This window comes from Agromyces bauzanensis (assembly GCF_014645655.1).
GTDB lineage: Bacteria > Actinomycetota > Actinomycetes > Actinomycetales > Microbacteriaceae > Agromyces > Agromyces bauzanensis.
Genome location: NZ_BMMD01000001.1, coordinates 404,347 through 428,631, shown reverse-complemented (window position 1 = coordinate 428,631; position 24,285 = coordinate 404,347). Strand labels below are relative to the sequence as shown.

Sequence of the window (24,285 nt, the reverse complement as noted above, 5' to 3'; positions counted from 1 at the left end):
GGCGGAATTTCTGGATTCGCTTTGACGGGCCGCGATTCCGCTGCGCGCGGATCGCTAGCATCGGGAGATGCCCACGTGGACCACGGTCGCCCCCCGCATCCACCAGCGTCGCGGCGGACCATTCGACCTGTCGACGGTCGTCGTGGAGGGCGACGACGGGCTCCTCGTCGTCGACACCGGTGCGGAGCCCGCCGAGGCCGAGGAGCTCGACGCCGACATCGGGCGGCGGTTCGACGGCGACGTGCGGTGGGTGGTGAACACGCACGCCCACTTCGATCACACGTTCGGCAACCAGGTGTTCGGCCCGGGATCGGCAACGGATGCCGCGATCTACGGCCACGCGGGAATCGTCCGCCATTTCGAGCGCTACGAAGGTCCCCGGCTCGCGGCGTGGCGAACCGACCCGTCCCGCGAGCCCGAGCGGCGCTGGCACGACGCGCGGCTCACGCCGCCGACGCATCCGGTGGAGCGGATTTCCCGGCTCGATCTCGGCGGCGTCGTCGTCGAGCTGCGACCGCAACCGCGCGCGCACACCGACACCGACCTCGTGGTCTTCGCGCCCGCCCAGCGCGTCTGGGTCGTGGGCGATCTCGTGGAGGAGTCGGGGCCGCCGATGTACGGCTCGGGCAGCTTCCCGCTCGACTGGCCGGGCGTGCTCGACGGACTGGTCGCCGAGCTGCGGCGCGGCGATCGCGTGATCCCGGGACACGGACGCGTCGTGGATCGCGAGTTCGTCGAACGGCAGGCCGCGGACCTCCGCACGATCGCCGAGCACTTCGTCGCGGCACACGACGCGGGCCTGGGCGCGGCCGCGGCACTCGCCGAGCACGACGACTGGCCGTTCCCCGTCGAGGGTCTCGTCAGCGCCGTCGAGCGGGCGTACGCGTCCCTCGACGGGCTGCCGCTCGACGAGGGCGGCATCGACGATGCGTGATACGCCGCCGCGTCAGGCGCCTCGCTCGTCGAGCACGGCGCCGACCGCCCGGATCGCGAGGTCGACCGCCTCGTCGAAGCGGTGCGCCGGGGGAGCGCCGTAGCCGACGACCATGGCGGGCGGATGCCGCCACTGCGTGCCGCGCAGTCGGAACGAGCAGAGCCCGTCGAACCGGAGCCCGAGCCGCGCCGCCTCCTCGGTCACCCGCTCCTCGCTCGAGCCGGGCGGAAGCTCGAGGAGGCAGTGCAGGCCCGCGCTGAGGCCAGTGACGCGGCATCCGCGGAGTTCGTCGGCGACGCGCGCCTCGAGGGCCAGCCGAGACGGATGCCACGTGGCGAGCAGGTACCTGGAGTCGCCGATCACGAAGGCCGAGTACCGCGAGCGCATGTGCCGTTCGGCCGTCGGGGCATCCGCGGTGCCCGCGATGAACCTGCCGCAGCACTGGTCGAACCGCTCGCCGCTGAGGCAGCGCGGTCATGGTCTGCACAGGAGGAACTGAGGAACCTTCCAGATTCGCGGGGCAGGGTTGCCGGGTGCGCCTCGGCTCGGAAGGCGCGCGGCCCCCCGACCCCCGACCGAGCGCCCTTCTCCTATGCGAAACACGAACCGAATCACGCGCGCCTCCGAAACCGACAACCCGAACAGCTCCAACCCGACCTCACCCGCCACTCCGCCGGCCACGTCTCGGCGCGAGCTCCGTCGCCGGCGCATCGGCCGCCGCCGCTTCATCGTCGCCGGCGCGATCGCCGCCGCCGGCCTCGTCGTCGGCACCGGCTTCACGGTGCAGGGCGCCGCCGAGACCCAGGCCCGCATCGAGGCCACACAGGCGCTCAACTATGCCGGCACGTTGCACGGCGAGCAGGTCGGCGCCCATCGCACGATCGCCGCCGCGCGCATCCTCGACAACGCCGAGGACACCATCAGCGTCGCGAACGCGGCGCTGGCCGAAGCCGAGGGCAAGGTCGACGCCTCGGGCCTCGCCTCCTCCGTCGCGTCGCTCAATGAGTACCGCAGCATTCCCGTCGACGAGGTCGCCGACCTCGCGAAGGCGACGCGTGCGGAAGCCGAGAAGACCGCCGCCGCGGCCGCGGCCTGGGACAAGGCCCGGGCCGAAGCCGCCGCCGCGGCGGCTGCCGCAGCCGCGGCCGAGTTGGCCGCGGCCAACACGCCCGACGGCGCACGAGCGTTCGCCGCCGACCTCGCCGCGTCGCAGTACGGGTGGGGCGCCGACCAGTTCCAGTGTCTGAACAACCTCTGGCAGAGGGAATCCGGCTGGTCGTACACGGCCTACAACGCCTCGAGCGGCGCCACCGGCATCCCGCAGGCGCTACCGGGCAGCAAGATGGCCACGGCCGGTGCCGACTGGGCGACCAACGCCCGGACCCAGATCACGTGGGGCCTCGGGTACGTCAGGGCCGCGTACGGCACGCCCTGCAGCGCGTGGTCGCACTCGCAGGCCGTCAACTGGTACTGATCCGCTGACGCGGGCCGGGGTCGACGACCCCGGCCCGCGTTCGCGTCTGCGGGCTTCGACTCCCGCCGCCGTCCGCCGAGCGTGCACCTCCCGCCCTCCCGGGGGCGGCGAGTGCACTCTCGGTGGCAGCGAGAGGGATGCGGCCAGGGCACGGGGAGCACCTCGGCCCGCCTCAGTCGGTGAGCACGAGCGGGGCCAAGGCCGCGAGCTCGTCGCCGAGCCCGAGATCGACGAGTTCCACGCGACCGGCGTAGCCGGTGGCGGGCCCGCGCAGCAGTCCGGCCTTCACGGCCCCGAAGGTCACCGTCAACGTGGCGTGCAGCACCCTCGGGTCGGGCACGGTGCCGTCGTCGGGATGGATGCCGCTCGGCAGGTCGACCGCGACCACCGACGTGCCACGCCGTTCCACGATCGGGATCGCCAGCTCCACGAGGTCGCGCGCCGCCCCCCGGAGCGCCGGCGAACTGCTCGTGCCCGTGCCGAGGATGCCGTCGACGAGCACGACCGCCGATTCGAACGCCGCTCGCGCGGCATCCGTGTCGTCCGGCCCGACGAAGCGGACGCCGGCCTCGGCGGCGGCCTCGCGCCCGCCGGGGTGCATCCGCTCCGACGTCGCCACGCCGACCACGTCGACCCCGTCGCGCGCGAGGTCCGCGCCCGCGAACAGCGCGTCGCCGCCGTTGTCGCCGGCGCCGACGAGGAGCACGACCGGGCCATGCGGCGCATCCGAGTCGGCGAGAACGCCGCGGATCGCCGAGGCCAGTGCCGCGGCCGCACGTCGCATGAGCGGTTCGCCCCGCGCGAGGTGCGGCGCCTCCGCCGCGCGGACCTGTGCCGCCGAGTATCCCGCGACCATGGGATCAGACCGTTCGGGGATCGAGGAGGCCGGCGCGGTCGGGGTGGCGTCCGAACCACTCGCCGACGTACCAGCAGCTCGGCACGATGTGGCGACCGCCGGCCGCCTCGACGTCGTCGACGGCGAATTCGACCAGTTCGCCCGCGAGTCCGCTGCCGCGGTACGGCGGATTCGTGAAGGCGCGCGTGAACGCGACCGAGTCGCCGAGCACGCGGTAGTCGAGGACACTCGCGATGTCGCCGTCGACGCGGAGCACGTAGCGGCGGGCATCGGGCTCGTGGCTGATTTCCTTCTGCACCGTCTCAGGCTACGCCCGGCGACGCGCGGGCCCGGCGGATCCCGAGGCGGGTCGCTCAGCGCCCGCGCAGTCGCTCGAGGTCCCGTCGCTCGCGCTTCGTCGGCCGACCCGCGCCGCGGTCGCGCACCGGCACGACCGGCACGGCCTCACGCGGCGGCCGCGGGGGCGTGCGATCCTCGAGCGCGGTCACGGCGACGCTCGCCGACACGCGCTTCACGAGGGTCTGGCGCACCACCAGCATCCGGTCGAACCCGTCGACGCGCACCCGCACCTCGTCGCCCGGCCGTACGGGCTGCGCGGCTTTCGCGCGCTCGCCGTTCACGCGCACGTGGCCGGCGCGGCAGGCGGACGTGGCTGCCGAGCGCGTCTTGAACTGGCGCACCGCCCACAGCCACGCGTCGACGCGGACGGGGGAGTCGGAGGACATGCAGCCAGCCTACGACCGCACCAGCGCCCACCAGATGAGCAGCATGGTGACGAGGAATCCGATCGCGTAGTTCAGCGCGATGAATCGGCGCCAGCCCCGGTTCGCCGTGCCAGACTCGGCGTCGCCGACCGAGCGGTACGGCCACGCCGCGACGAGGTACGGCGTCACGAGGAAGGCCGCGAGCGGCCCCGGCCATTCGGTCACGAGCATGAGGAGGCCGGCGACCACCCAGAGCCCGAGGGCGAGGCGCACGGTCGCACGGGCTCCCAGCGCCGTGGCGATCGAGGCGATGCCGGCCTCCCGGTCGGGCACCACGTCCTGCACGGCGCCGAAGGCGTGGCTCGCCATGCCCCAGCAGAAGAACGCCGCGAGCAGTGCGATGAGCTGCGGCGTCGGCTCGGCTCCGGCGACCGCCAGCCCGTACACGGCGGGACTCACGAAGTGGGTGCTGGACGTGACGGAGTCGAGCACCGGGCGCTCCTTGAACCGCAGTCCGGGCACCGAGTACGCGAACACCGCGAACAGGCTCACCGCCAGCACGAGCCAGGACCACGGATGCCCCGTGCCGCCGAGCCAGAGCATGGCGACGATGAGCGGGGCCACCGTGATGATGCCCGACCACACGACCGTGCGATGCAGCCCCGGCTCGAGAAGCGCACCCTCCGCGCCGCCCTTGCGCGGGTTCCGCAGGTCGGACTCGTAGTCGAAGACGTCGTTGACGCCGTACATGAGCAGGTTGTAGGGGATGAGGAAGAACAGCGTGCCCACGACAAGGAGGGCGTCGACGGTACCGGTGGTGAGCAGGTAGGCGGCGGCGAACGGGAACGCGGTGTTGATCCAGCTGATCGGCCGCGACGAGAGCAGCACCTGCGCCATCGTGTGCACGGGTCCGCGGGTCACGGATTCAGTCTTCATCATCGCCGCCTCGCTGCGCACGCCGTCGCACGATCGTCCACACGGCGGGCACCAGGAGCGCGGCGACGGTCGGGTAGGCGAAGTCCTCGATCGGTGCGAGGCCCACGGTCGGCCCGAGCCTCGTGCCGTCGGCGTAGCCGAAGAGGCCGGCGGCGATCATGACCGTGTCGAAGACGCCCGTGAGCGCGAGGAGCACGGCCGCGGCGATCGCGGTCGCGATCCACCGCCGACGTCGGGCCGGCCGCGGCAGCGAGCGTGCCGTGATCACCGCGGCGAGCACGCCGATCGCGAGGAACGGCAGGGAGATCAGCGCGTAGGTCACGGGCGTCCCCTCGCCTGCAGGGCACGTTCGGCGCCGAGCACGGTCACCAGCGAGAGATGGCAGAGGAAGAGGAGGAACACCGGCTCCTCGATGGGCAGCTCCGGCGCGATGACGAGGCCCGACGCCCAGGGCGAATCGCCGCGGAAGAACACGCCGAAGCCGATGCCCACGACGTCCCAGGCGAGCAGCAGTGCGGTACCGACGCCGACTGCGATCGCCGCAGCACCCGGTGCACGCCAGAACGCCAGACGCCAGCGCGCGTCGATGAGCGCCATCGCGCCAAGCGAGACGAGGAGCGCGGCGAGATAGGCGAACCCCGTCATCCCGCGTTCCGGTCGAGCTCGACGGATCGCGCAGTAACGGCGGGCTCGGGCAGCGGGCCGCTCGACCGGTCGCCGCGAACGCGCTTCAGCACGTTCTCGGCGCTGATGAGGCACATCGGCAGGCCGATACCGGGCACGCTCGACCCTCCCACGTAGAGGAGGCCCCGCACGCGGCGCGAGCGGTTCGACCCGCGCAGGAATGCGCTCTGCCGCAGCGTGTGCGCCGGGCCGAGCGCGCCGCCCCGCCAGGAGTTGAGGTCCTCGGCGAAATCGGCCGGCCCCACCGTGCGGCGCACCACGATGCGCGCCGCGATGCCGGGGGTGCCGGTGGCCTCGGCGATGCGCGCGATCGCGCGGTCGGCGGCCTCCTCGACGAGGCGGTCGCCCCCGCCGTCCTCGCCGCCGCGGCCGATCGAGACGTCCGCGGGCACCGGCACGAGGATGAACAGGTTCGTGTCGCCCGGCGGCGCGACGGTGGCGTCGCTCGCACTCGGCTTGCACACGTAGAACGACGCCGGGTCGGGGATGCGCGGGTCGGCTCCGAAGATCTGCTCGAAGTTCTCGGACCAGTCCTCGGTGAAGAACAGCGTGTGATGGGCGAGCGCCGGCACCTCCCCGCGCACGCCGAGCATCGCGAGCACCGCGCCGGGTCCCGACGTCCGCCGCTCCCACCACGACTCGGGGTACGTGCGCGCCGCCGGCGGCAGCAGCTCGGTCTCGGTGTGGTGCAGGTCGGCCGCCGACACCACGCGGTGGGCGGTAACGCGATGCTCGTCTCCCGACACGTCGCGGTAGCGCACGCCCGTGACCGAAGGCGACGGCTCGTCGGTCAGCTCGATGGCCTCGACGTGCGCGTTCACGATCAGGTCGACCCCGGCGGTCTCGGCGATCTCCGCGATGCGCGCGATGAGCACGCCGAACCCGCCCCGCGGGTACAGCACGCCCTGCTCGAGGTCCATGTGGCTCATGAGGTGGTACATGGCGGGCGTCGCCGACGGCGACGACCCGAGGAACACGGCCGGGTAGCCGAGCACCTGGCGGAGCCGTCGGTCCCGCACGGAACGGGCCGCGAACCGGTCGAGCGGCGTCGCGAGCAGCCGCGCGAGGCGACCGGCGCTGCCGAGCACCTCGGGGGCCGCGAATGCCCTGGGGTCGTCGAAGTTCGTGTAGAGGAAGCGGCGTCGGGCGACGTCGTAGGTGGATGCCGCGGAGTCGAGGTACCGCTCGAGCGCGGCGCCCGCACCGGGCTCGATCGACTCGAAGAGGGCGACGTTCTCGGCGCGCGAGGCGCGGAGGTCGATGGGGTCGTCGTAGCCGTCGGCGTAGACGCGATAGCCGGGGTCCAGGGTCGTGAGCTCGAGCTCCGCAGCGACGGTCGTGCCGAACAGGCGGAAGAAGTGATCGAACACCTCGGGCATGAGGTACCACGACGGGCCGGTGTCGAACCGGAACCCGCGTCGCTCCCACGTGCCGGCTCGCCCGCCGAGCGTCGGCAGCGCCTCGAGCAGGGTGACCCGATGGCCGTCCCGCGCGAGCAGCGCCGCCGACGCCAGCCCGGCGATCCCCCCGCCGATGACGACGATCCGTTCCCCCGACATCGTCGTCATCGGCCGATCCCGCCGGCCGTGATCGCGGATCTGACCGCGATCACGAGCTTCTCCCCGTCTGGCACCCGGATCCGCGTCGCGATGAGCCGCTCGGCCGGCGTCGTGCGGCAGCGAGCGGCGAGCTTCGCGAACAGTCCGTGTGCGGCGGCGACCGCGGTACGGGCGCGGCGCGGGAGTTCCCGGATGCTGCGACCGGCGATCTCCAGATCGTGATCGATGTCGTCGAGGATGCGCGCCTTGTCGGCCTCGGTGAACCGATCGGGGTCGATCCAGGGGAAGTAGTTGCGCCCGAGCTCGTGCCAGTCCACGGCCAGGTCGCGGAGGAAGTTGATCTTCTGGAATGCGGCGCCGAGGTGCACGGCACCCTCCTCGAGCCGCTCGCGTCGCGCGGCATCCGCCGGCTCGTCGATGAGGAACACCGCGAGGCACATGAGGCCGACGACCTCGGCCGAGCCGTGGATGTACGGCCCGACCTCGTCGATCCGCATCGGCGCACGGTCGAGGTCGCGGCGCATGGAGGCGAAGAACGGGCGCGTGAGCCGCTCGTCGATGCCGGCGTCGCGCGCGGTCGTCGCGAACGCGTGCACCACGAGGTTGGCGGAGTACCCGCGCCCCATCGCGGTCTCGGTCTCGGCCTCGAGGTCGCCGAGCACCGCGACGAGCTCGGCGTCGGCGAGCCCGGCCGCGCGCGCGGTGCCGTCGACGATCTCATCGGCGACGCGCACGAGGGCGTAGATCGAGCGGATGCGCCGGCGCGACGCCGGATCGAGGAGCCGGGCCGCGGCCCCGAACGAGGTGGAATAGCGCCCGATCACCACGGCCGCGCTCGCCTCCGCGGTCGCGCCGTACCGGCCGAGCGCGTCGGCCTCGCCGCCGGGGGGGCTCATCGGGCACGCTCCGCCGCGTGCTGGGCGAGCTCGCCGAGCTCCGCCCTGAGGGCTTCGGGCAGGTGGGCGGCGTCGAGCTCGAGCCGGGCAAGGGTGACGTGCTCGTCGGCGAGCCGTCGGGCCGCGTCGAGCGCGCCGCACTCGCGGAGCGCGACCCGCATGAGGTGCGCGGCTCCGTCGTCGAGCTCGGGGTCGCCGAGCCGCGCGGAGATCGCGGGCCACGCATCGGTCGTCGCGGCGTGTGCCGTGAGCGCGGTCTGCTTGCCCTCGCGCAGGTCGGACGCGGCGGACTTGCCCGTCACCGCGGGGTCGCCGAACACGCCGAGGATGTCGTCGGCGATCTGGAACGCCACGCCCACCAGGCGCCCGAAGCGCGCGAGTGCGTCGACGGTCGCCCCGTCGGCCCCCGCGAGCACGGCGCCGGCGGCGAGCGGGCACTCGAACGAGTACACCGCGGTCTTCTGCTCGAGTGTGGCGAGCACGCGGTCGACGCGCGGCGTCTCGGGGATGCCGGCATGCACGACGTCGGCCAGCTCGCCCGCGGCGGACACGAATACGGCACGGTCGAGGATGTCCAGCAGCGCCGCCCGCCGGTCGTCGTCGACGGCCAGCGTCGCGATCTCCCGGTGCGCGCGGCTGAGCGCGAGGTCGCCTGCGAGCACCGCCGCCGTCTCGCCCCACGTCGCGCTCACGCGGTCGCCGGCGCCATGGTCGCGGGCGCGCCCGGCGAACTGCGCCGCGATGTTCGGCGCACCCCGTCGCACGGTGTCGCGGTCGATCACGTCGTCGTGGATGAGGAATGCGGTGTGCAGCAGCTCGAATGAGATCGCGACGCGCGTGACGAGCGACCGGTCGGTGCCCCCGAGGCCGAAGTAGGCCGCGTTCACGAGCTGCGGGCGGATGCGCTTGCCGCCGGCGCTCTGCTGCTCGAGCGATTCCCAGAGCGCAGCGTAGTGCGCGCCGTACTGGCCGGCGCGCACGCGGGCGTCGGCGAAGACGGCACGAAGCCCGTCATCGACCGCGGAGTCGAGCACGTCAGTCACGGAACAGCTCCAGCTGCCGGGCCTGCAGGACGAGCCATGGGCTGAACGCCCACGGGGCTGCCTCGACGGCCCGGCCGAGCTCCGCCGGATCGACCCAGCGATACTCCGCGACCTCGCGCGGATTGGGGTCGGGCTCACTCGCCGTCCTGGCGAGATAGACGGGGCAGACCTCGTTCTCGACGGTGCCGTCGGCGTCGGCGGCGCGGTAGCGGAACAGCGGGAGCGCGAGCTCCACGTCGTCGAGCTCGATGCCGAGCTCGAAGTCGGCGCGCCGGCGCACGGCCGCCACGAGCGACTCGGCGGGCCTCGGGTGTCCGCAGAACGAGTTGGTCCACACGCCGGGCCACGCCTGCTTGGTGAGCGCGCGGCGGGTCACGAGGAGTTCGCCGAGGGCGTTCACCACATGACAGGAGAACGCCAGGTGCAGGGCCGTGTCCGGCCCGTGCGCGGCGCTCTTCGGTGCCCGACCGATGGGGTTCCCCGCTTCGTCGAGGAGCACGACCTCGTCTTCGATGGCCTCTATGGTCTGTGTCATCGCCCCCTCCAAATGACTGAATTCGCTAACCGAGTTAGTGACTTGACGATAGCATCGTGGTTATGCCCGAGGGAACAACCGAAAGTTCGACGAGCGACGGGTACTGGTACGACCGGACCGATCCGTCCACGCTCGACGTCCTCGAGGCGGTCAGGCGTCACCGCGACGCGGAGGCGATGATGCGCAGGCGCACGCGTGACGACATGGACATGGGCGACACCGACGTCGCGGCGCTCCGCTGGATCATCCGCGAGGAGCGTGCCGGGCGCGACGCGACGAGCGCGGCGGTCGCGCGCGAGCTCGGCATCACCACGGCCGCGGTCACCAAGCTCGTGGGGCGGCTCGTGACATCCGGTTACCTCGAGCGCTCGCGGCATCCGTCCGACCGCCGCGCCATGCTGCTCAGCACCCTGCCCGGGGCGCACGAGCGACTCCGGCGCACCCTCGGGCCCATGCACGAGCGGATGCTCCAGCTCGCCGTGTCCCTCACCCCCGCCGAGCGGGCGATCGTCGTCGACTTCCTGGATCGGCTCGCGGGCATCGTCGTCGAGGCGGGTGACCGCGCGGGTGCGCCGGCCCGCCGTGAGTCCCATGTGGGTCATGCTGGAGTCATGAGCGGAACGAGCGGGGACGCCTGGGTCGAAGGACCCGACGGCGCGCGGTACTGGGGCAGGTTCGGTGCCGCCGGACTGCTCGTCGTCAGCCCCGCATCCGAGGTGCTGCTGCAGCACCGCGCCGCCTGGAGCCACTTCGGCGGCACCTGGGGCATGCCCGGTGGCGCCCGGCACGAGCACGAGGACGCCGTGCAGGCCGCGGTGCGCGAGGCCGCTGAGGAGGCAGGCGTTCCGGCACGGCTGCTCGCCGTGCGATTCACGTCGGTGCTCGACCTCGGCTACTGGTCGTACACGACCGTCGTGGCCGACGCCGTCGAGCGGTTCGCGCCCGTCGTGAGCGACCCCGAGAGCATCGAGCTGCGCTGGGTCCGGTTCGACTCCGTCGGCGAACTGCCGCTGCATCCGAGATTCGCGGAGTCCTGGCCTTCGCTCAGGTCGAGGCTCTGAATCCCGCGCGGTCCCTCGATCGCGGAATCCACGGCACGATGGGCGACGTGCGCGCCCGGTACTCGTCGTACTCGGGATATTTCGCGCGCGAGATCGCCTCGGTGAAGGCCGTCGAGCCGACGAACAGGAGCGAGAGCAGCACCGCGCCCGCGATGGTCCAGTGCACCCACACGCCGGTGGCGGCGACGGCGAACCCGTAGAACACCCACCACTGCGCCTGCTCGAAGAAGTAGTTCGGATGCCGCGAGAGGCGGAACAGGCCCGTCTGCAGGAAACCGGGATCGGGGGAGCGGCCCGCCGCCGTCTCCGCGGCCTTCCAGCGGTGGAACGCCCACTGCTGCTGGTCGGCGACGGTCTCGCCGACGAGGAAGGCCACGAAGAGCGCCGCGAGCACGACGTCCCACGCGCCGAGCGGGTCGCCCGCCGCCTCGAATGCCGTGAGGGCCGGCAGGCTGATCAGCAGGATGAGGCCGTTCTGGTAGATCGAGATGAAGAGCAGGTTGAACGCCTGGAACGCCGGCGGCGACATCCGCCCGCGCAGCACCGCCCACCGGTAGTCCTCGCCGCCCGGACGGTAGCCGCCCTTGCGCGCGTAGTTGAAGGTGAGCCGGATGCCCCATGCCGTCACCAGCACCGCCATCAACACGAGTCGGGCGTCGAAGGCGCTCGCCACCGCGAACACCCAGACGTACGCGATCGGCGCGACCGACCAGATGCGGTCGACCCACGAGTACTCCCGCGTCACGATCGAGGCGAGCCACGTCGCGGCCGTGATCGCGCCGCAGATGACGAGACACACGAAGAGGGGAGCCATGGCGGCATTCTAGGGGTCGATAGGATCGCATCGTGGCTGGGGAGAGCACGAGGGCGGTGGGTTCGCGGGTCTGGACGATCCCGAACGTCCTCAGCATGCTGCGGCTCGCCCTCGTGCCCGTGTTCCTCGTGCTCATCGTGGTGGGCGGATATGTCTCGGCGCTCGTCGTGCTCGTGGTGGCGAGCCTCAGCGACCTCCTCGACGGCTACCTCGCGCGACGACTCGGCCAGGTCACCCGCCTCGGGCAGCTGCTCGACCCCGCGGCCGACCGCCTCTACATCTTCGCGGCGCTCGTCGGACTCGCCGCGAACGGCCTCGTGCCCTGGTGGATCGTGGTCGTGATCGTCGCCCGCGACGTGTTCCTCCTCGTGCTCGGCGTGGTGCTCGCCAGCCACGGGTACGGACCGCTGCCCGTGCACCAGCTCGGCAAGGTCGCGACCTTCGCCCTGTTCTTCGGGGTGCCCGTCATCATGCTCGGGCTCGCATTCCCGTCCGCGCAACCGGTGACCGAGCCGGTCGGCTGGGCGGTCACCCTGTGGGGGGCGTTCCTGTACTGGTGGGCGGGCGTCATCTATGCGATCGAGACCGCCCGCGTCATCCGGATCCCCCGTGTAGCGGACGACTCCCGATCGGATACGCTGGGGGAAGGAGGTTAGTCGTGGCGGATACCGACATCACCCAGCCCGGCGGCGAGGCCGAGGGCGAGCCTCAGGCGACGCCGGCGAGAGCCGGCGACGACGGGATGGGCGACACGACTATCGGGTTCAGTCGCGAGGCCGCCGCCCAGCTGGCGGCGCTCGACAGTGACATCTCCGCCGAGGAGCAGGAGGCGATCAACGCGCTGCCCTCGGGGTCGGCGTTGCTCATCGTCCGCCGGGGCCCCAATTCGGGTGCGCGGTTCCTCCTCGACGCCGACGTCACGACCGTCGGCCGCCACCCCGACGCCGACATCTTCCTCGACGACGTCACGGTCTCCCGCCGGCACGCGGAGTTCCTCCGGCATCGCACGGCGTTCGAGGTGAAGGACCTCTCGTCGCTGAACGGCACGTACTTCGACGGCGTGCGCATCGACACGGCCCTCCTCAGCGACGGCGCCGAGGTGCAGATCGGCAAGTACCGGCTCACCTTCTACGCCTCCCGACGCGACCTGGCGCCACTGGCGACCGGATAGTGCCCGGCACCGCCGTCTTCCCCCACGCGAGCGGCCAGGCCCAACTGCTCGGGATCGGCCAGGTGCTCGCGCTCCTCCAGCCCGAGTTCCCCGAGCTCACCCCCTCGAAGCTGCGCTTCCTCGAGGAGCAGCGTCTCGTGTCCCCGGCGCGCACGGCCGCCGGGTACCGCAAGTTCTCGAGGGCAGACGTCGACCGCATCACGGTCGTGCTGTCGATGCAGCGCGACCACTACCTGCCGCTCAAGGTCATCCGCGCGCACCTCGAGGCGATCGACGCGGGCGAGACGCCCGCACTGCCCGGCGCGACCGACGCGACGACGTTCCTCGCCGGGGCGCGCCGGTTCCGGCGCGACGAGCTCGTCCAGGCCGCGGGCGCCACGCACGCGCTCCTCGACGAGGCCGTCTCGGCATCGCTCCTCGCGGCCGCCGAGACCTACGGCGAGGAGGCGGTCGGCGTCCTGCGGTCGCTCGTGGCCCTGCGCGGCGTCGGCATCGAGCCGCGCCACCTCCGCGGCGTGCGCGCGGCGGCCGAGCGAGAGGCCGCGCTCGTGGAGCGCGCGATCGCACCGTCGAGGCGCTCGGATGCCGCCGACAAGGCCCGCGCCGCCGAGCGCGCGCTCGAGCTCGCGGGGCACCTCGAGAACGTGCACGTGAGCGTCGTGCGGGCGACCATCGCACGCCTCGCACGATGATCCGCGACACGCCGTGACGTTCGGCCCGATGTGTTTGGCGCAGCCTCTCCCCGTGGGTAGCGTGGGAATCGCGCCGTCGGGGTGCGGGCGTGAGAGTGAGGGGCGATCGGATGAGTGAGCTCGACCGGAGCGAACGGGCTCGTTACGACCTCGGCCTGCTCTTCACCGACGGCATGCCCGAGCACGACGACGGCACCGGCTACCGCGGCGCGGTCGCGGCCCGAGCGGCCGGCATCAGCTACCGCCAGCTCGACTACTGGGCTCGCACGCAACTCGTCGAGCCCACGGTCCGCGGTGCGGCCGGATCCGGTTCCCAACGGCTCTACGGGTTCCGCGACATCCTCGTGCTGAAGCTCGTCAAGCGACTGCTCGACACCGGCATCTCGCTGCAGCAGATCCGCACCGCGGTCATGCAGCTCCGCGAGGCCGGCATCGAGGACCTCGCGCAGACGACGCTCATGAGCGACGGGGCGAGCGTCTACCTGTGCACCTCCGACGACGAGGTCATCGATCTGGTGAACCGCGGCCAGGGCGTGTTCGGCATCGCCGTCGGCAAGGTGCTCCGTGAGGTGGAGTCGACGCTCGTCGAGCTCGACACCGAACCGGCCCACCCGCTGGACGAGCTCGCCGTGCGCCGTGGAGCGCGGTCGCGCAAGATCTCCTGAGCGGATCGTTCGCTCGCTCGCTGAGTTCGTCGGAGCGGGACGCGGCGTCGCGCGCACTCTTCGCGAACTCCCTTCGAGGAGGTCAGGGAGCGACAGATCGTGAGGTCAGGTGACGGGCGACTCGAGCTCGAACGGCGTCGCGGCGTAGTCGCCGATGCGGGCGGTGCGCAGCACGCGGTCGAGCAGCTGGTCGAAATGCCGCGACATCTCCTCGGCGCTCTCGCCCGGCCACATGTGCAGCGGCTTGGCGGCGCCCTGAGCCTGCTGCAGCGAGGTGCGCTCGGGCAGCTGGGGGCTCAGCACGAGCGGGCCGAACATGTCTCGGAGCTCCTTGATGCGGAACTGGTGCTCGAGCGACTGCACGCGCGCCCGGTTCACGATGATGCCGAGTGGCTGCAGGCGTGGCGAGAGGCCACGGCGGATCTCCTCGATCGCGCGGAGCGCACGGTCGGCGGCGGCGACGGAGAACAGGCCCGGCTCGGTCACCACGGCGACGCGGTCGCTCGCCGCCCACGCGGTGCGCGTGAGGGCGTTGAGCGAGGGAGCGCAGTCGATGAGCACGAGCTCGTAGTCGGCCTCGACGTTGGCGAGCGCCTCCTCGAGCTTCCAGATGTCGCGGATCGACGGATGCGGTCCGTCGAAGTTGATCGCCGACGGGCTGCCGATCATGACGTCGATGGTCGACTGGGGATTCGATCTCGCCCATCCGCTCGGCGCGATCGCCGAGCGGACGATCTTCTCCTTCGGAGAGGCGAGGACATCGGCAACGTTGAGATGGCCGGACATCTGGATGTCCATGCCGGTCGAGACGTCGGACTGGGGGTCGAGGTCGACGACGAGGGTTCGGACGCCGCGCGCGAAGGCCGCCGACGCCAACCCGAGCGTCACGGTCGTCTTGCCGACACCGCCCTTGAGGGAGCTGACGCTGAGTACGTGCACGAACAGATACGTTACCTTTACTACTCGGGCGATACCTACATGTTCGCTGTGCGCCATGCTCACTCTGCGCTGTCCGTCTGAAAGGCCTGCATGTTCACGAAGATCCTGGTAGCCAATCGCGGTGAGATCGCCATTCGAGCGTTCCGTGCAGCCGTCGAGCTCGGCGCGAAGACCGTCGCCGTGTATCCGTTCGAGGACCGCAACTCACTGCACCGCCTGAAGGCGGACGAGGCGTACCAGATCGGTGAGCCGGGACATCCGGTGCGTGCCTACCTCGACGTGTCCGAGATCATCCGCGTCGCGAGGGAGTCGGGCGCGGACGCCATCTACCCGGGATACGGGTTCCTCTCCGAGAACCCCGAACTGGCCCAGGCCGCCGCCGAGGCGGGAATCACCTTCATCGGGCCGTCGAAGGACGTGCTCGAGATGGCCGGCAACAAGGTCACGGCAAAGGAGCACGCGATCGCCGCGGGCGTGCCGGTGCTGAAGTCGACGCCGCCGTCGCGCGACGTCGAGGCCCTCGCGGCACAGGCCGACGAGATCGGCTTCCCCATCTTCGCCAAGGCCGTCGCCGGCGGCGGCGGCCGCGGCATGCGTCGGGTGAACTCCAAGGACGAGCTGCGGCCGGCCCTCGAGGAGGCCATGCGCGAGGCCGACAGCGCGTTCGGCGACCCGACCATGTTCCTCGAGCAGGCGGTGCTCCGCCCGCGGCACATCGAGGTGCAGGTGCTCGCGGATGCCACGGGTGAGACGGTGCACCTGTTCGAGCGTGACTGCTCGGTGCAGCGCCGCCACCAGAAGGTCATCGAGATCGCGCCCGCGCCGAACCTGCCCGACGAGGTCCGGGAGCGGCTCTACCACGACGCGGTCGCGTTCGCGCGCTCGATCGGCTACGTCAACGCCGGCACCGTGGAGTTCCTGCTCGACAGGGCGGGCGAGCGGGCCGGGCAGCACGTGTTCATCGAGATGAACCCGCGCATCCAGGTCGAGCACACCGTGACCGAGGAGGTCACCGACGTCGACCTCGTGCAGTCGCAGATCCGCATCGCGGCGGGGGAGACCCTCGCCGACCTCGGGCTCCTGCAGGACTCGATCAGGCTTCGCGGTGCCGCGCTCCAGTGCCGCATCACGACGGAGGACCCGACGGCCGGCTTCCGTCCCGACACGGGCAAGATCACGACGTACCGGTCGCCGGGCGGCGCAGGCATCCGCCTCGACGGCGGAACCATCAATCCCGGCGCGCAGATCAGCCCACATTTCGACTCCATGCTGGCCAAGCTCACCTGCCGCGGTCGGGACTACCCGGCGGCCGTGGCACGGGCGAGGCGGGCCCTCGCCGAGTTCCGCATCCGCGGCGTCTCGACGAACATCCCGTTCCTCCAGGCGGTGCTCGAGGACCCGGCGTTCATCGCCGGCGACCTGAGCACGTCCTTCATCGACGAGCGCCCGAGCCTCGTGCGCGGCCGCGTGTCGAAGGATCGGGGGACGAAGCTCCTGAACTGGCTCGCGGACGTCACGGTCAACCAGCCGAACGGTCCGGCGCCGACCAGCGTGAACCCGGTCGAGAAGCTGCCGTCGATCGACCTCGGCGCCCCGGCACCCGACGGGGCGCGCCAGCGTCTGCTCGAGCTCGGCCCGGTCGGGTTCGCCGCCGCGCTCCGCGCACAGACCCCGCTCGCCGTCACCGAGACGACCTTCCGGGACGCACACCAGTCGCTGCTCGCCACCCGTGTGCGCACCCGCGACCTCGTGGCTGTGGCGCCCTACGTGGCCCGGATGACCCCCGAGCTCCTCTCGGTCGAGGCGTGGGGCGGTGCGACGTACGACGTCGCGCTGCGGTTCCTCGGCGAGGACCCGTGGGACCGACTCGCGGCGCTCCGCGAGGTACTGCCGAACGTGAACATCCAGATGCTGCTGCGCGGGCGCAACACGGTCGGCTACACGCCGTACCCGACCGAGGTGACCGATGCGTTCGTGCGCGAGGCGGCGGCGACCGGCGTCGACATCTTCCGCATCTTCGATGCGTTGAACGACGTGTCGCAGATGCGCCCGGCCATCGACTCGGTGCTTGCCACGGGCCACACGGTCGCGGAGGTGGCGCTGTGCTACACGGGCGACCTGCTCGATCCCGCCGAGGACCTCTACACGCTCGACTACTACCTGCGGCTCGCCGAGCAGATCGTCGAGGCCGGTGCGCACGTCATCGCCATCAAGGACATGGCGGGACTGCTCCGCCCGACGGCGTCCGAGAAGCTCGTCGGCGCACTGCGGGAGCGCTTCGACCTGCCCGTCCACCTGCACACGCACGACACCGCCGGCGGCCAGCTCGCCACGCTCCTCGCGGCGGCCCGAGCCGGGGTCGACGCGGTCGACGTCGCGAGCGCACCCATGGCCGGCACCACGAGCCAGCCGTCGGCGTCGTCGCTCGTCGCGGCGCTCGCGCACACCGAGCGGGACACGGGCATCTCGCTGCAGTCGGTCGCCGACCTCGAGCCGTACTGGGAGGCGGTGCGCCGCATCTACAAGCCGTTCGAGTCTGGGTTGCCCGGCCCCACGGGCCGCGTGTACCACCACGAGATCCCGGGCGGCCAGCTCTCGAACCTCCGCCAGCAGGCGATCGCGCTCGGCCTCGCCGACGACTTCGAGCTCATCGAGGACATGTACGCCGCGGCGAACGACATCCTCGGCCGCGTCCCCAAGGTGACGCCGTCGTCGAAGGTGGTCGGCGACCTCGCCCTGCACCTGGCCGCGGTGAAGGCCGACCCGGCGGACTTCGCGGCGAACCCCGACAAGTACGACGTCCCCGACTCCGTCATCGGGTTCATGGCCGGTGAGCTTGGCGACCTGCCGGGTGGTTGGCCCGAGCCGTTCCGCTCCAAGGTGCTCGCCGGCAAGGACATCCGGATCGGTGTCACCGAACTCGTGCCCGAGCAGCGCGATGCGCTCGAGGCCGACAGCTCCACTCGGCGCGCCACGCTCAACGCGCTACTATTCCCTGCGCCGACGCGGCAGTTCGAGCAGATCCGCGAGCACTTCGGGGACCTCTCCGCGATGGACACTGCCGACTACCTCTACGGGCTCCGGCAAGGCTCGGAGCACGTGGTGGAGATCGACCGGGGCGTGCGGCTCTACGCGGGCCTCGAGGCCATCGGCGAGGCCGACGACAAGGGCATGCGCACCGTCATGACGATCCTCAACGGCCAGTTGCGCCCCGTATTCGTGCGTGATCGCAGCATCGTCGTCGAGACCCGAGCGGCCGAGAAGGCGGATGCCTCGCAGCCCGGCCAGGTCGCCGCGCCGTTCTCCGGCGTGGTGACCCTGCAGGTCGAGGCGGGCGCCGAGGTGGCCGTCGGACAGAGCGTCGCCTCCATAGAGGCCATGAAGATGGAGGCCGCCATCACGTCCCCGATCGCCGGCGTCGTGGAGCGCGTCGCGATACCCAAGACGCAGCAGGTCGAGCCCGGCGATCTGCTCGTGGTGGTGCGCCCACGATAGGCTGTCCCCGTGCTGCACTGATGAGGAGGGGTATCGGTGTCTGACAGGGGTGGAGAAGAGATGACGAGGCGCCGGGCGACCGGCGTTCACACCGCGTCGCCCGATCACGGGGAACTCGAGCCATCGAGCGGTGCGCACGCCGCGGACGCGCTCCCGGAGAGCTTGAACATCCACGTGGACCTCCCGCCCGCGCCCCAGCCCGTGATGCCGGAGGACGAGGTGGCGGTAGCCATCGATGACGTCGCTGTGAACCCCGGCACCGTCGTGGCGGCCGGCTCGAGCACGATGTCGGTCGAGGTCGTCACGCCGGCGCTCGCGGGCGCCGGTCACCGCGGCGCGTCACGACGCGACCCGTCCCCGTACAGCGCGCTGCTGTCCGCCGACGCGACGAAGTTGCGGCGTGAGCGCGTGACCACCGACACCGGCAGTCATGTGGCCATCGTCGACGTGCCGGGCGAGGCTGCGGCCGGATCCGAGCTCGAAGTGCCCGAGACCTCGGATTCGCTCACCGCCGACCGGTTGATCGACCTCAACCGTACGACGCGTCCTGCTCCGCAGGGCGGGTTCAACCGCTTCCTCTACGATGCATCCCTCCACCTCGTCAACCTGGGCGACTCCGCGAAGGTCCGCGCGCACAAGGCGATGAACGCGCGCATCCAGAAGCGGTTCGAGGGCGGGGCCAGGTTCGTTCCGGTGCTCACCCGCAAGGGCGGCGTGGGCAAGACGACCGTCACCACCCTCCTCGGCATGGCGCTGGCCGACGCCCGCGACGACCGCATCATCGCGATCGACGCGAACCCCGACCGCGGCACGCTCGCCGAGCGCGTCGACCGGCAGACGCGCGAGACGGTGCGCGATGTGGTCACGAAGGCGGCATCGATCGGGGGGTACACCGACTTCTCGAGGTTCGTCTCCCGCGACGAGACCCGGCTCGACATCCTCGCGTCGGACAGCGACCCGACGCTCTCCGAGGCGTTCGACGACAACGACTACAACGTCGTCGCCGGACTGGCCGCCCGCTACTACTCGCTCGTCGTCACCGACTGCGGCACGGGCATCGTGCACTCGGTGATGCGGGCGACGCTGCAACGCGCAGACTCCATCGTCATCGTGTCGGGTGGCAGCGTCGACGAGGCGCGACTCGCGTCCGAAACGCTCACGTGGCTCGAGGCCAACGGCTACGGCGAGCTCGTGCGCAACGCGGTCGTCGCGATCAACCTCGCCACGCAGGGCACCCATCTCGTCAAGGTCGACGAGATCGAGGCGCACTTCCAGTCCCGGGTGCGGGAGATCGTCCGTATCCCGTACGACCCGCAGCTCGCGGCAGGTTCCGTGGTGAACTGGCACGAGCTGCGCCCGGTTACCCAGCACGCGGCGCGCGAACTCGCCGCCCTCGTCGTGGAAGGCCTGCCCGCAGAGCGCGGGCACTGATCGGAGCACAATTGCCGGAACGTCCCATTCGCCTGTTCGGCGACCCCGTCCTGAAGACCGTCTCCGCCCCCGTCGAACAGATCGATGACGGCATCCGTGCACTCGTCGACGACCTCCTCGACAGCGTGAAGCTGCCCGGGCGCGCCGGCGTGGCGGCGTCGCAGATCGGCGTGAACCTGCGCGCGTTCAGCTACAACGTCGACGGCCGCGTCGGCTACATCCTGAATCCCGTCCTCGTCGAGGTCACGGGAGAACCCGAACTCGTGGACGAGGGCTGTCTCTCGGTGCCCGGGCTCTGGCACAAGACCAGGCGGTACCCGTTCGCTCGGGTGCGCGGCATCGACCTCGACGGCAACGAGATCGAGCTCTCGGGCACGGGGATCATGGCCCAGGCGTTGCAGCACGAGACCGACCATCTCGACGGGCTCCTCTACCTCGACCGCCTCGACAAGGACGAGCGTCGGGCCGCGATGAAGGCGGTGCGGGAGTCGGACTGGTTCTGACCTGTGGCGACCACCGGCTCCGCGCCACTTCGGCGCCTGCTGCGCCAACACCGGTGGCGCGGAGCGCGCACGAGGGGAGCAGCGGCTGCGCCCTGCCCAGAGCGCGCACGAGGGGAGCAGCGGCTGCGCCCTGCCCAGAGCCGCGGGACACTTCAAGTCGGATGAGGCTCAGTGCACGATCGAGTGTCCCTCGGTGGCCGGCGCCCCAGAGTACATGCCCTCGATCTCGGTGGCGAAGTCCTCGAGGATCACGTTGCGCTTGATGCTGAGCTTCGGCGTGAGGTGACCGCTCGCCTCGGTGAGCTCGGTCGGCAGGATCGTGAACCTGCGGATCGACTCGGCGCGCGAGACGTTCTCGTTCGCAGCGTCGATCGCCCGCTGCACCTCGGCGAGGACCGCGGGATTCTTCACGGCATCCTCGACGCTCATGCCCGCATCCTCGTCGTTGTTGTTCAGCCACACCGGGAGCATCTCGGGGTCGAGCGTGACGAGTGCGGAGATGAACGGCTTCTTGTCGCCGACCACCACGACCTGGCCCACAAGCGGGTTGGCACGAATCGGGTCTTCGAGCGCAGTCGGAGCGACGTTCTTGCCGCCGGCGGTGACGATGATCTCTTTCTTGCGGTCCGTGATCGAGAGGAATCCGTCGCTGTCGAACGATCCGATGTCGCCCGTCTTGAACCACCCACCGTCGAAGGACTCGGCCGTGGCCTCGGGATTCTTCCAGTACTCCTTGAAGACGTTGACGCCCTTCACCTCGATCTCGCCGTCGTCGGCGGTGCGCACGGCCACGCCGGGGAGGGCCGGACCGACGGTCCCGATCTTGGACTTCGTGGCGAGGTTCACCGTGGCGGGTGCCGTGGTCTCGGTGAGGCCGTAGCCCTCGAGGATCGTGATGCCGAGCGAGTGGTAGAAGTGGCCGAGGCGCGGACCCAGCGGTGCCGAGCCCGAGACGGCGTACTTGACGTTGCCGCCCATGGCCGTGCGCAGCTTGGCGTAGACGAGTCGGTCGAACAGCGCGAACTTCAGCTTCATCCCGAGCGGGATCTTCGCACCCGACTCCTTCGCGACGGAGTGGGCGACGGCGGTCTCTGCGGCGGCGCGGAAGATCTTGCCCTTGCCGTCGGCCTCGGCCTTCTGCTCGGAGACGTTGTAGACCTTCTCGAACACGCGCGGGACTGCGAGGAGGAACGTCGGCTTGAAGCTGCCCAACGAGGGGAGGAGCTGCTTCGTGTCGGGCTGGTGGCCGACGCGCACGCCGGCGTGCACGCAGAGCACGGAGATGAACCGGGCGAACACGTGCGCGGTCGTGATGAAGAGGAGCATCGATGCGCCGTTCGGGTCGAGCACGACCTCCTTGAGCGCGACCGCGGTGTTGCGCGAGAGCTCGACGAAGTTGGAGTGGGTGAGGACGCAGCCCTTCGGCTTGCCGGTCGAACCCGACGTGTAGATGAGCGTCGCGATGTCGGAGCCGACGGCGAGGTTGCGGCGTCGTTCGATCTCCTCGTCGGGTACGTCGGTGCCCGCGGCCACGAGCTTGTCGAGGTCGCCGAGGTCGATCTGCCAGACGTTGCGGATCGCGGGGAGGTCGGGGTGCACCTCGTCGAAGCGCGCGAAGTGGTCGGGTGTCTCGAGGATCACGGCGATCGAGCCCGAGTCGCCGAGGTTCCACTTCACCTGGGCGGGCGAGCTCGTCTCGTAGATGGGCACGAGCACAGCTCCGGCGAACCAGGTGGCGAAGTCGATGAGCGTCCACTCGTAGCGCGTCTTGGCCATCAGGCCGATCTTGTCGCCCGGCTGGATGCCCGACGCGACGAAGCCCTTCGCCAGGGCGATGACCTGCTGGTGGAACTCGCGGGTCGTGACGGGCGACCAACCGCCGTCGGCCGTCGGAAGGGAGAACAGCACGGAGTCAGGCGTCTCCGCCACCCGTTGCACCAGCAGCTCGGTCGTGTTGGCCTCCGGGTCCGCGGGGACGAGGGCGGGAGTCTCGAATTCGATCACGGTAGCTCCTTCGGCAACCGGGGAGGGTCGTGCGGCAGAGCGCTTGCGAACCTCGGCATTGGGGTCGATTACACTCTAGTCGTTGCTCGCGCGGCCAGGAGGCCCCGGGACCATTCGGCCTCACCCCTCTCGAAAGGCAGCCTGCTCGTGCACGCGATCGGTATCGACATCGGCGGAACGAAGATCGCGGGCGCGGTCGTCGACGAGCTGGGCGCGATCGTGCGCAGCGAGCGCGTGCCGACCCCGGGCGACCCGGCGCTGCTCGAGGACGCCGTGGTCGAGATGATCCGGTCGCTCTCGGCCGGGGAACCGACCGCGGCCGTCGGCGTGGCGGCGGCGGGGTTCATCGACGCGGCGCAGTCGATCGTGTACTACGCCCCCAACATCCGCTGGCGCAACGAGCCGTTCCGCGAGAAGCTCGAGGCCCGCGTCGGCACGACCGTCGTCGTCGACAACGACGCGAACGCCGCGGGCTGGGCCGAGTTCCGGTTCGGCGCGGGCCGACTCGTGAGCGACATGGTCATGCTCACCATCGGCACCGGCGTCGGCGGGGCCATCGTCGCGGGCGACCGGCTGTTCCGCGGCGGCTTCGGCGCGGGCGCCGAGCTGGGCCACATGCGCCTGGTGCCGAACGGCATCGCCTGCGGCTGCGGTCAGCACGGATGCCTCGAGCAGTACGGGTCGGGTCGTGCCCTGCTCCGCATGGCCGGCGAGATCGCCGACGCCGGCGGCATCGGACAGGCGCTCGCGCGCACCCGCGACGAGCACGGGGCGCTCGACGGCCGTCGCGTCGGCAACCTCATCGCAGCGGAGGACCCGGGGGCCACCGCGGCGCTGCGTCAGCTCGGGCACTGGCTCGGCGAGGCGTCGGCGTCGCTCGCGGCCGTGCTCGACCCGCAGCGCTTCGTCTTCGGCGGCGGCGTGGCCGTGGCGGGAGACCTGCTGCTCGACCCCATCCGCGAGGCGTTCCTCGAGCACCTGCCGGCGCGCGGCTACCACCCCGAGCCCGACTTCGTCATCGCGGAACTCGTGAACGACGCCGGCGTCGTCGGGGCGGCGGACCTCGCCCGGGTCTGGGTCGCCGAGCACGCCTGAGCCGCTCGGCGATAGGCTGGATCGTCGCTCGCGACGGAAGGGAGGCACGCGGTGTTCTACTGGATCATGAAGCACATCGTCGTCGGCCCCATCCTGCTGGCGATCTTCCGGCCCTGGGTCGTCGGCCTCGAGCGGGTGCCGAGGGAAGGTGCCGTCGTGCTCGCGTCCAACCACCTCTCCTTCATCGACTCGATCTTCCTCCCGCTCGTCGTCCACCGTCGCGTGGTCTTCCTCGCCAAGAGCGAGTACTTCACCGGCAAGGGCCTGAAGGGCTGGGCCACGCGCGTCTTCTTCCAGGCGTCCGGCCAGCTGCCGATCGATCGATCCGGCGGCAAGGCGTCCGAGGCGTCGCTCGACACGGGACTGCGCGTGCTGCGCGACGGCGGGGTGCTCGGCATCTACCCCGAGGGCACGCGCAGCCCCGATGCGCGACTGTACCGGGGTCGCACGGGCGTGGCGCGCATGGTGCTCGAAGCCGGCGTCCCCGTCATCCCCGTCGCGATGATCGGCACCGAGAAGGTCATGCCCATCGGTACCCGCATCCCGAAGGTGCGCCGCATCGGCATCATCATCGGCGAACCGCTCGACTTCTCGCGCTTCCACGGGCTGGAGGGCGACCGGTTCGTGTTGCGGTCCGTGACCGACGAGCTCGTCTACGAACTCCGCGCCCTGAGCGGACAGGACTACGTCGACGTGTACGCCAGCTCGGTGCGGGAGCAGCGGGCCGCGCAGTCGGGGTAGGCTCGACACGGCGGCGTCGCGACGTGCGGGGCCGTTTCCCGTTCATGGCGCCT

Annotated in this window: 26 protein-coding genes; 12 read left to right on the top strand and 14 right to left on the bottom strand. The window is 71.2% G+C overall.

Translation table 11 applies throughout. The features are described 5' to 3' along the window. Positions 1-67: 67 nt before the first annotated feature. Positions 68-934 (top strand): MBL fold metallo-hydrolase, encoded by an 867-nt coding sequence (locus IEX31_RS02055; protein WP_188741749.1) that lies wholly within the window; start codon positions 68-70, stop codon positions 932-934. A 12-nt stretch (positions 935-946) separates the two neighbouring features. On the opposite strand, the gene IEX31_RS19210 is transcribed toward IEX31_RS02055, so the two are convergent. Further along, entirely contained in the window at positions 947-1,321 is a 375-nt protein-coding gene (locus tag IEX31_RS19210; protein ID WP_373285486.1) for a YchJ family metal-binding protein, read from the bottom strand. Between the two features lie 205 nt (positions 1,322-1,526). On the opposite strand from IEX31_RS19210, the gene IEX31_RS02045 reads away from it, so the two are divergent. Then, on the top strand, positions 1,527-2,408 hold the full coding sequence (locus tag IEX31_RS02045) for an aggregation-promoting factor C-terminal-like domain-containing protein (protein WP_229662028.1): 882 nt from the start codon (positions 1,527-1,529) through the stop codon (positions 2,406-2,408). A gap of 172 nt (positions 2,409-2,580) precedes the next feature. On the opposite strand, the gene IEX31_RS02040 is transcribed toward IEX31_RS02045, so the two are convergent. From IEX31_RS02040 to idi, 10 genes are read right to left on the bottom strand one after another with little or no spacing between them, the layout of a single operon-like run. Next, positions 2,581-3,264, bottom strand: coding sequence for an NAD(P)H-hydrate epimerase (locus IEX31_RS02040; RefSeq protein ID WP_188741748.1), 684 nt, complete (start codon positions 3,262-3,264; stop codon positions 2,581-2,583). 4 nt (positions 3,265-3,268) lie between these two features. After that, a complete protein-coding gene (locus IEX31_RS02035) occupies positions 3,269-3,562 on the bottom strand; it encodes a GNAT family N-acetyltransferase (protein ID WP_188741747.1) in 294 nt (97 codons plus the stop codon). 55 nt (positions 3,563-3,617) lie between these two features. Next, positions 3,618-3,989: an RNA-binding S4 domain-containing protein gene (locus tag IEX31_RS02030; protein WP_188741746.1), complete on the bottom strand. Its 372-nt coding sequence runs from the start codon at positions 3,987-3,989 to the stop codon at positions 3,618-3,620. 9 nt (positions 3,990-3,998) lie between these two features. Further along, a complete protein-coding gene (locus IEX31_RS02025; RefSeq protein ID WP_188741745.1) occupies positions 3,999-4,904 on the bottom strand; it encodes a prenyltransferase in 906 nt (301 codons plus the stop codon). Continuing rightward, positions 4,894-5,226, bottom strand: a complete 333-nt coding sequence (locus IEX31_RS02020; RefSeq protein ID WP_188741744.1) for a lycopene cyclase domain-containing protein — start codon at positions 5,224-5,226, stop codon at positions 4,894-4,896. The genes IEX31_RS02025 and IEX31_RS02020 overlap by 11 nt, the downstream gene beginning before the upstream one ends. Beyond that, positions 5,223-5,549 (bottom strand): lycopene cyclase domain-containing protein, encoded by a 327-nt coding sequence (locus IEX31_RS02015; protein ID WP_188741743.1) that lies wholly within the window; start codon positions 5,547-5,549, stop codon positions 5,223-5,225. Before IEX31_RS02015 ends, IEX31_RS02020 begins: the two co-directional genes overlap by 4 nt. Then, on the bottom strand, positions 5,546-7,147 hold the full coding sequence (gene crtI, locus IEX31_RS02010; protein WP_188741823.1) for a phytoene desaturase family protein: 1,602 nt from the start codon (positions 7,145-7,147) through the stop codon (positions 5,546-5,548). Before crtI ends, IEX31_RS02015 begins: the two co-directional genes overlap by 4 nt. 5 nt (positions 7,148-7,152) lie before the next feature. Beyond that, entirely contained in the window at positions 7,153-8,043 is an 891-nt protein-coding gene (locus IEX31_RS02005; RefSeq protein ID WP_188741742.1) for a phytoene/squalene synthase family protein, read from the bottom strand. Continuing rightward, positions 8,040-9,086, bottom strand: coding sequence for a polyprenyl synthetase family protein (locus tag IEX31_RS02000; protein WP_188741741.1), 1,047 nt, complete (start codon positions 9,084-9,086; stop codon positions 8,040-8,042). The genes IEX31_RS02005 and IEX31_RS02000 overlap by 4 nt, the downstream gene beginning before the upstream one ends. Next, on the bottom strand, positions 9,079-9,621 hold the full coding sequence (gene idi, locus IEX31_RS01995) for an isopentenyl-diphosphate Delta-isomerase (RefSeq protein ID WP_188741740.1): 543 nt from the start codon (positions 9,619-9,621) through the stop codon (positions 9,079-9,081). The genes IEX31_RS02000 and idi overlap by 8 nt, the downstream gene beginning before the upstream one ends. A 62-nt stretch (positions 9,622-9,683) precedes the next feature. Here idi and IEX31_RS19390 point away from each other — a divergent pair, with 62 nt between their 5' ends. Then, positions 9,684-10,682: an NUDIX domain-containing protein gene (locus IEX31_RS19390; RefSeq protein WP_188741739.1), complete on the top strand. Its 999-nt coding sequence runs from the start codon at positions 9,684-9,686 to the stop codon at positions 10,680-10,682. Here IEX31_RS19390 and IEX31_RS01985 read toward each other — a convergent pair. Then, positions 10,666-11,496: a DUF1295 domain-containing protein gene (locus tag IEX31_RS01985; RefSeq protein WP_188741738.1), complete on the bottom strand. Its 831-nt coding sequence runs from the start codon at positions 11,494-11,496 to the stop codon at positions 10,666-10,668. The two genes, IEX31_RS19390 and IEX31_RS01985, sit on opposite strands and share 17 nt — an antisense overlap. Positions 11,497-11,528: 32 nt before the next feature. Between IEX31_RS01985 and IEX31_RS01980 the strand changes: the two genes are divergently transcribed. The 4 genes from IEX31_RS01980 (at position 11,529) to IEX31_RS01965 (ending at position 14,024) form a co-directional block, all read left to right on the top strand. Then, positions 11,529-12,152: a CDP-alcohol phosphatidyltransferase family protein gene (locus tag IEX31_RS01980; RefSeq protein ID WP_188741737.1), complete on the top strand. Its 624-nt coding sequence runs from the start codon at positions 11,529-11,531 to the stop codon at positions 12,150-12,152. A gap of 86 nt (positions 12,153-12,238) precedes the next feature. Beyond that, the gene (locus tag IEX31_RS01975) at positions 12,239-12,667 is read left to right on the top strand and encodes an FHA domain-containing protein (protein WP_188741822.1); all 429 of its coding nucleotides are present in this window, start codon (positions 12,239-12,241) and stop codon (positions 12,665-12,667) included. Next, a complete protein-coding gene (gene ftsR / locus IEX31_RS01970; protein WP_188741736.1) occupies positions 12,667-13,359 on the top strand; it encodes a transcriptional regulator FtsR in 693 nt (230 codons plus the stop codon). Before IEX31_RS01975 ends, ftsR begins: the two co-directional genes overlap by 1 nt. Positions 13,360-13,469: 110 nt before the next feature. Then, complete coding sequence (locus IEX31_RS01965) at positions 13,470-14,024, top strand: MerR family transcriptional regulator (RefSeq protein ID WP_188741735.1); 555 nt, start codon at positions 13,470-13,472, stop codon at positions 14,022-14,024. Between the two features lie 105 nt (positions 14,025-14,129). On the opposite strand, the gene IEX31_RS01960 is transcribed toward IEX31_RS01965, so the two are convergent. Then, the gene (locus tag IEX31_RS01960) at positions 14,130-14,963 is read right to left on the bottom strand and encodes a ParA family protein (RefSeq protein WP_188741734.1); all 834 of its coding nucleotides are present in this window, start codon (positions 14,961-14,963) and stop codon (positions 14,130-14,132) included. A gap of 90 nt (positions 14,964-15,053) precedes the next feature. Here IEX31_RS01960 and IEX31_RS01955 point away from each other — a divergent pair, with 90 nt between their 5' ends. From IEX31_RS01955 to def, 3 genes are all read left to right on the top strand, one after another. Beyond that, a complete protein-coding gene (locus IEX31_RS01955) occupies positions 15,054-18,458 on the top strand; it encodes a pyruvate carboxylase (protein ID WP_188741733.1) in 3,405 nt (1,134 codons plus the stop codon). 174 nt (positions 18,459-18,632) lie between these two features. Continuing rightward, positions 18,633-19,889 (top strand): MinD/ParA family ATP-binding protein, encoded by a 1,257-nt coding sequence (locus IEX31_RS01950; RefSeq protein WP_229662027.1) that lies wholly within the window; start codon positions 18,633-18,635, stop codon positions 19,887-19,889. A gap of 11 nt (positions 19,890-19,900) precedes the next feature. Beyond that, positions 19,901-20,392 (top strand): peptide deformylase, encoded by a 492-nt coding sequence (def, locus tag IEX31_RS01945; RefSeq protein WP_188741731.1) that lies wholly within the window; start codon positions 19,901-19,903, stop codon positions 20,390-20,392. Between the two features lie 168 nt (positions 20,393-20,560). Here the strand turns inward: def and IEX31_RS01940 are convergent, their stop codons facing one another. After that, a complete protein-coding gene (locus IEX31_RS01940; RefSeq protein ID WP_188741730.1) occupies positions 20,561-22,396 on the bottom strand; it encodes an AMP-dependent synthetase/ligase in 1,836 nt (611 codons plus the stop codon). A gap of 147 nt (positions 22,397-22,543) precedes the next feature. On the opposite strand from IEX31_RS01940, the gene IEX31_RS01935 reads away from it, so the two are divergent. Both IEX31_RS01935 and IEX31_RS01930 read left to right on the top strand, forming a co-directional pair. Continuing rightward, on the top strand, positions 22,544-23,491 hold the full coding sequence (locus tag IEX31_RS01935) for an ROK family glucokinase (protein ID WP_188741729.1): 948 nt from the start codon (positions 22,544-22,546) through the stop codon (positions 23,489-23,491). A gap of 51 nt (positions 23,492-23,542) precedes the next feature. Then, positions 23,543-24,232, top strand: a complete 690-nt coding sequence (locus IEX31_RS01930; RefSeq protein ID WP_188741728.1) for a lysophospholipid acyltransferase family protein — start codon at positions 23,543-23,545, stop codon at positions 24,230-24,232. The last annotated feature ends 53 nt before the right edge of the window (positions 24,233-24,285 follow it).

What these genes read in the sequence shown, in the direction of transcription:
- IEX31_RS02055 (WP_188741749.1), top strand. Translation starts at nt 68, where the DNA reads ATGCCCACGTGGACCACGGTCGCCCCCCGCATCCACCAGCGTCGCGGC.
- IEX31_RS19210 (WP_373285486.1), bottom strand. Translation starts at nt 1,321, where the DNA reads ATGCGCTCGCGGTACTCGGCCTTCGTGATCGGCGACTCCAGGTACCTG.
- IEX31_RS02045 (WP_229662028.1), top strand. Translation starts at nt 1,527, where the DNA reads ATGCGAAACACGAACCGAATCACGCGCGCCTCCGAAACCGACAACCCG.
- IEX31_RS02040 (WP_188741748.1), bottom strand. Translation starts at nt 3,264, where the DNA reads ATGGTCGCGGGATACTCGGCGGCACAGGTCCGCGCGGCGGAGGCGCCG.
- IEX31_RS02030 (WP_188741746.1), bottom strand. Translation starts at nt 3,989, where the DNA reads ATGTCCTCCGACTCCCCCGTCCGCGTCGACGCGTGGCTGTGGGCGGTG.
- IEX31_RS02025 (WP_188741745.1), bottom strand. Translation starts at nt 4,904, where the DNA reads ATGAAGACTGAATCCGTGACCCGCGGACCCGTGCACACGATGGCGCAG.
- IEX31_RS02015 (WP_188741743.1), bottom strand. Translation starts at nt 5,549, where the DNA reads ATGACGGGGTTCGCCTATCTCGCCGCGCTCCTCGTCTCGCTTGGCGCG.
- crtI (WP_188741823.1), bottom strand. Translation starts at nt 7,147, where the DNA reads ATGTCGGGGGAACGGATCGTCGTCATCGGCGGGGGGATCGCCGGGCTG.
- IEX31_RS02005 (WP_188741742.1), bottom strand. Translation starts at nt 8,043, where the DNA reads ATGAGCCCCCCCGGCGGCGAGGCCGACGCGCTCGGCCGGTACGGCGCG.
- idi (WP_188741740.1), bottom strand. Translation starts at nt 9,621, where the DNA reads ATGACACAGACCATAGAGGCCATCGAAGACGAGGTCGTGCTCCTCGAC.
- IEX31_RS19390 (WP_188741739.1), top strand. Translation starts at nt 9,684, where the DNA reads ATGCCCGAGGGAACAACCGAAAGTTCGACGAGCGACGGGTACTGGTAC.
- IEX31_RS01985 (WP_188741738.1), bottom strand. Translation starts at nt 11,496, where the DNA reads ATGGCTCCCCTCTTCGTGTGTCTCGTCATCTGCGGCGCGATCACGGCC.
- IEX31_RS01975 (WP_188741822.1), top strand. Translation starts at nt 12,239, where the DNA reads ATGGGCGACACGACTATCGGGTTCAGTCGCGAGGCCGCCGCCCAGCTG.
- IEX31_RS01965 (WP_188741735.1), top strand. Translation starts at nt 13,470, where the DNA reads ATGAGTGAGCTCGACCGGAGCGAACGGGCTCGTTACGACCTCGGCCTG.
- IEX31_RS01955 (WP_188741733.1), top strand. Translation starts at nt 15,054, where the DNA reads ATGTTCACGAAGATCCTGGTAGCCAATCGCGGTGAGATCGCCATTCGA.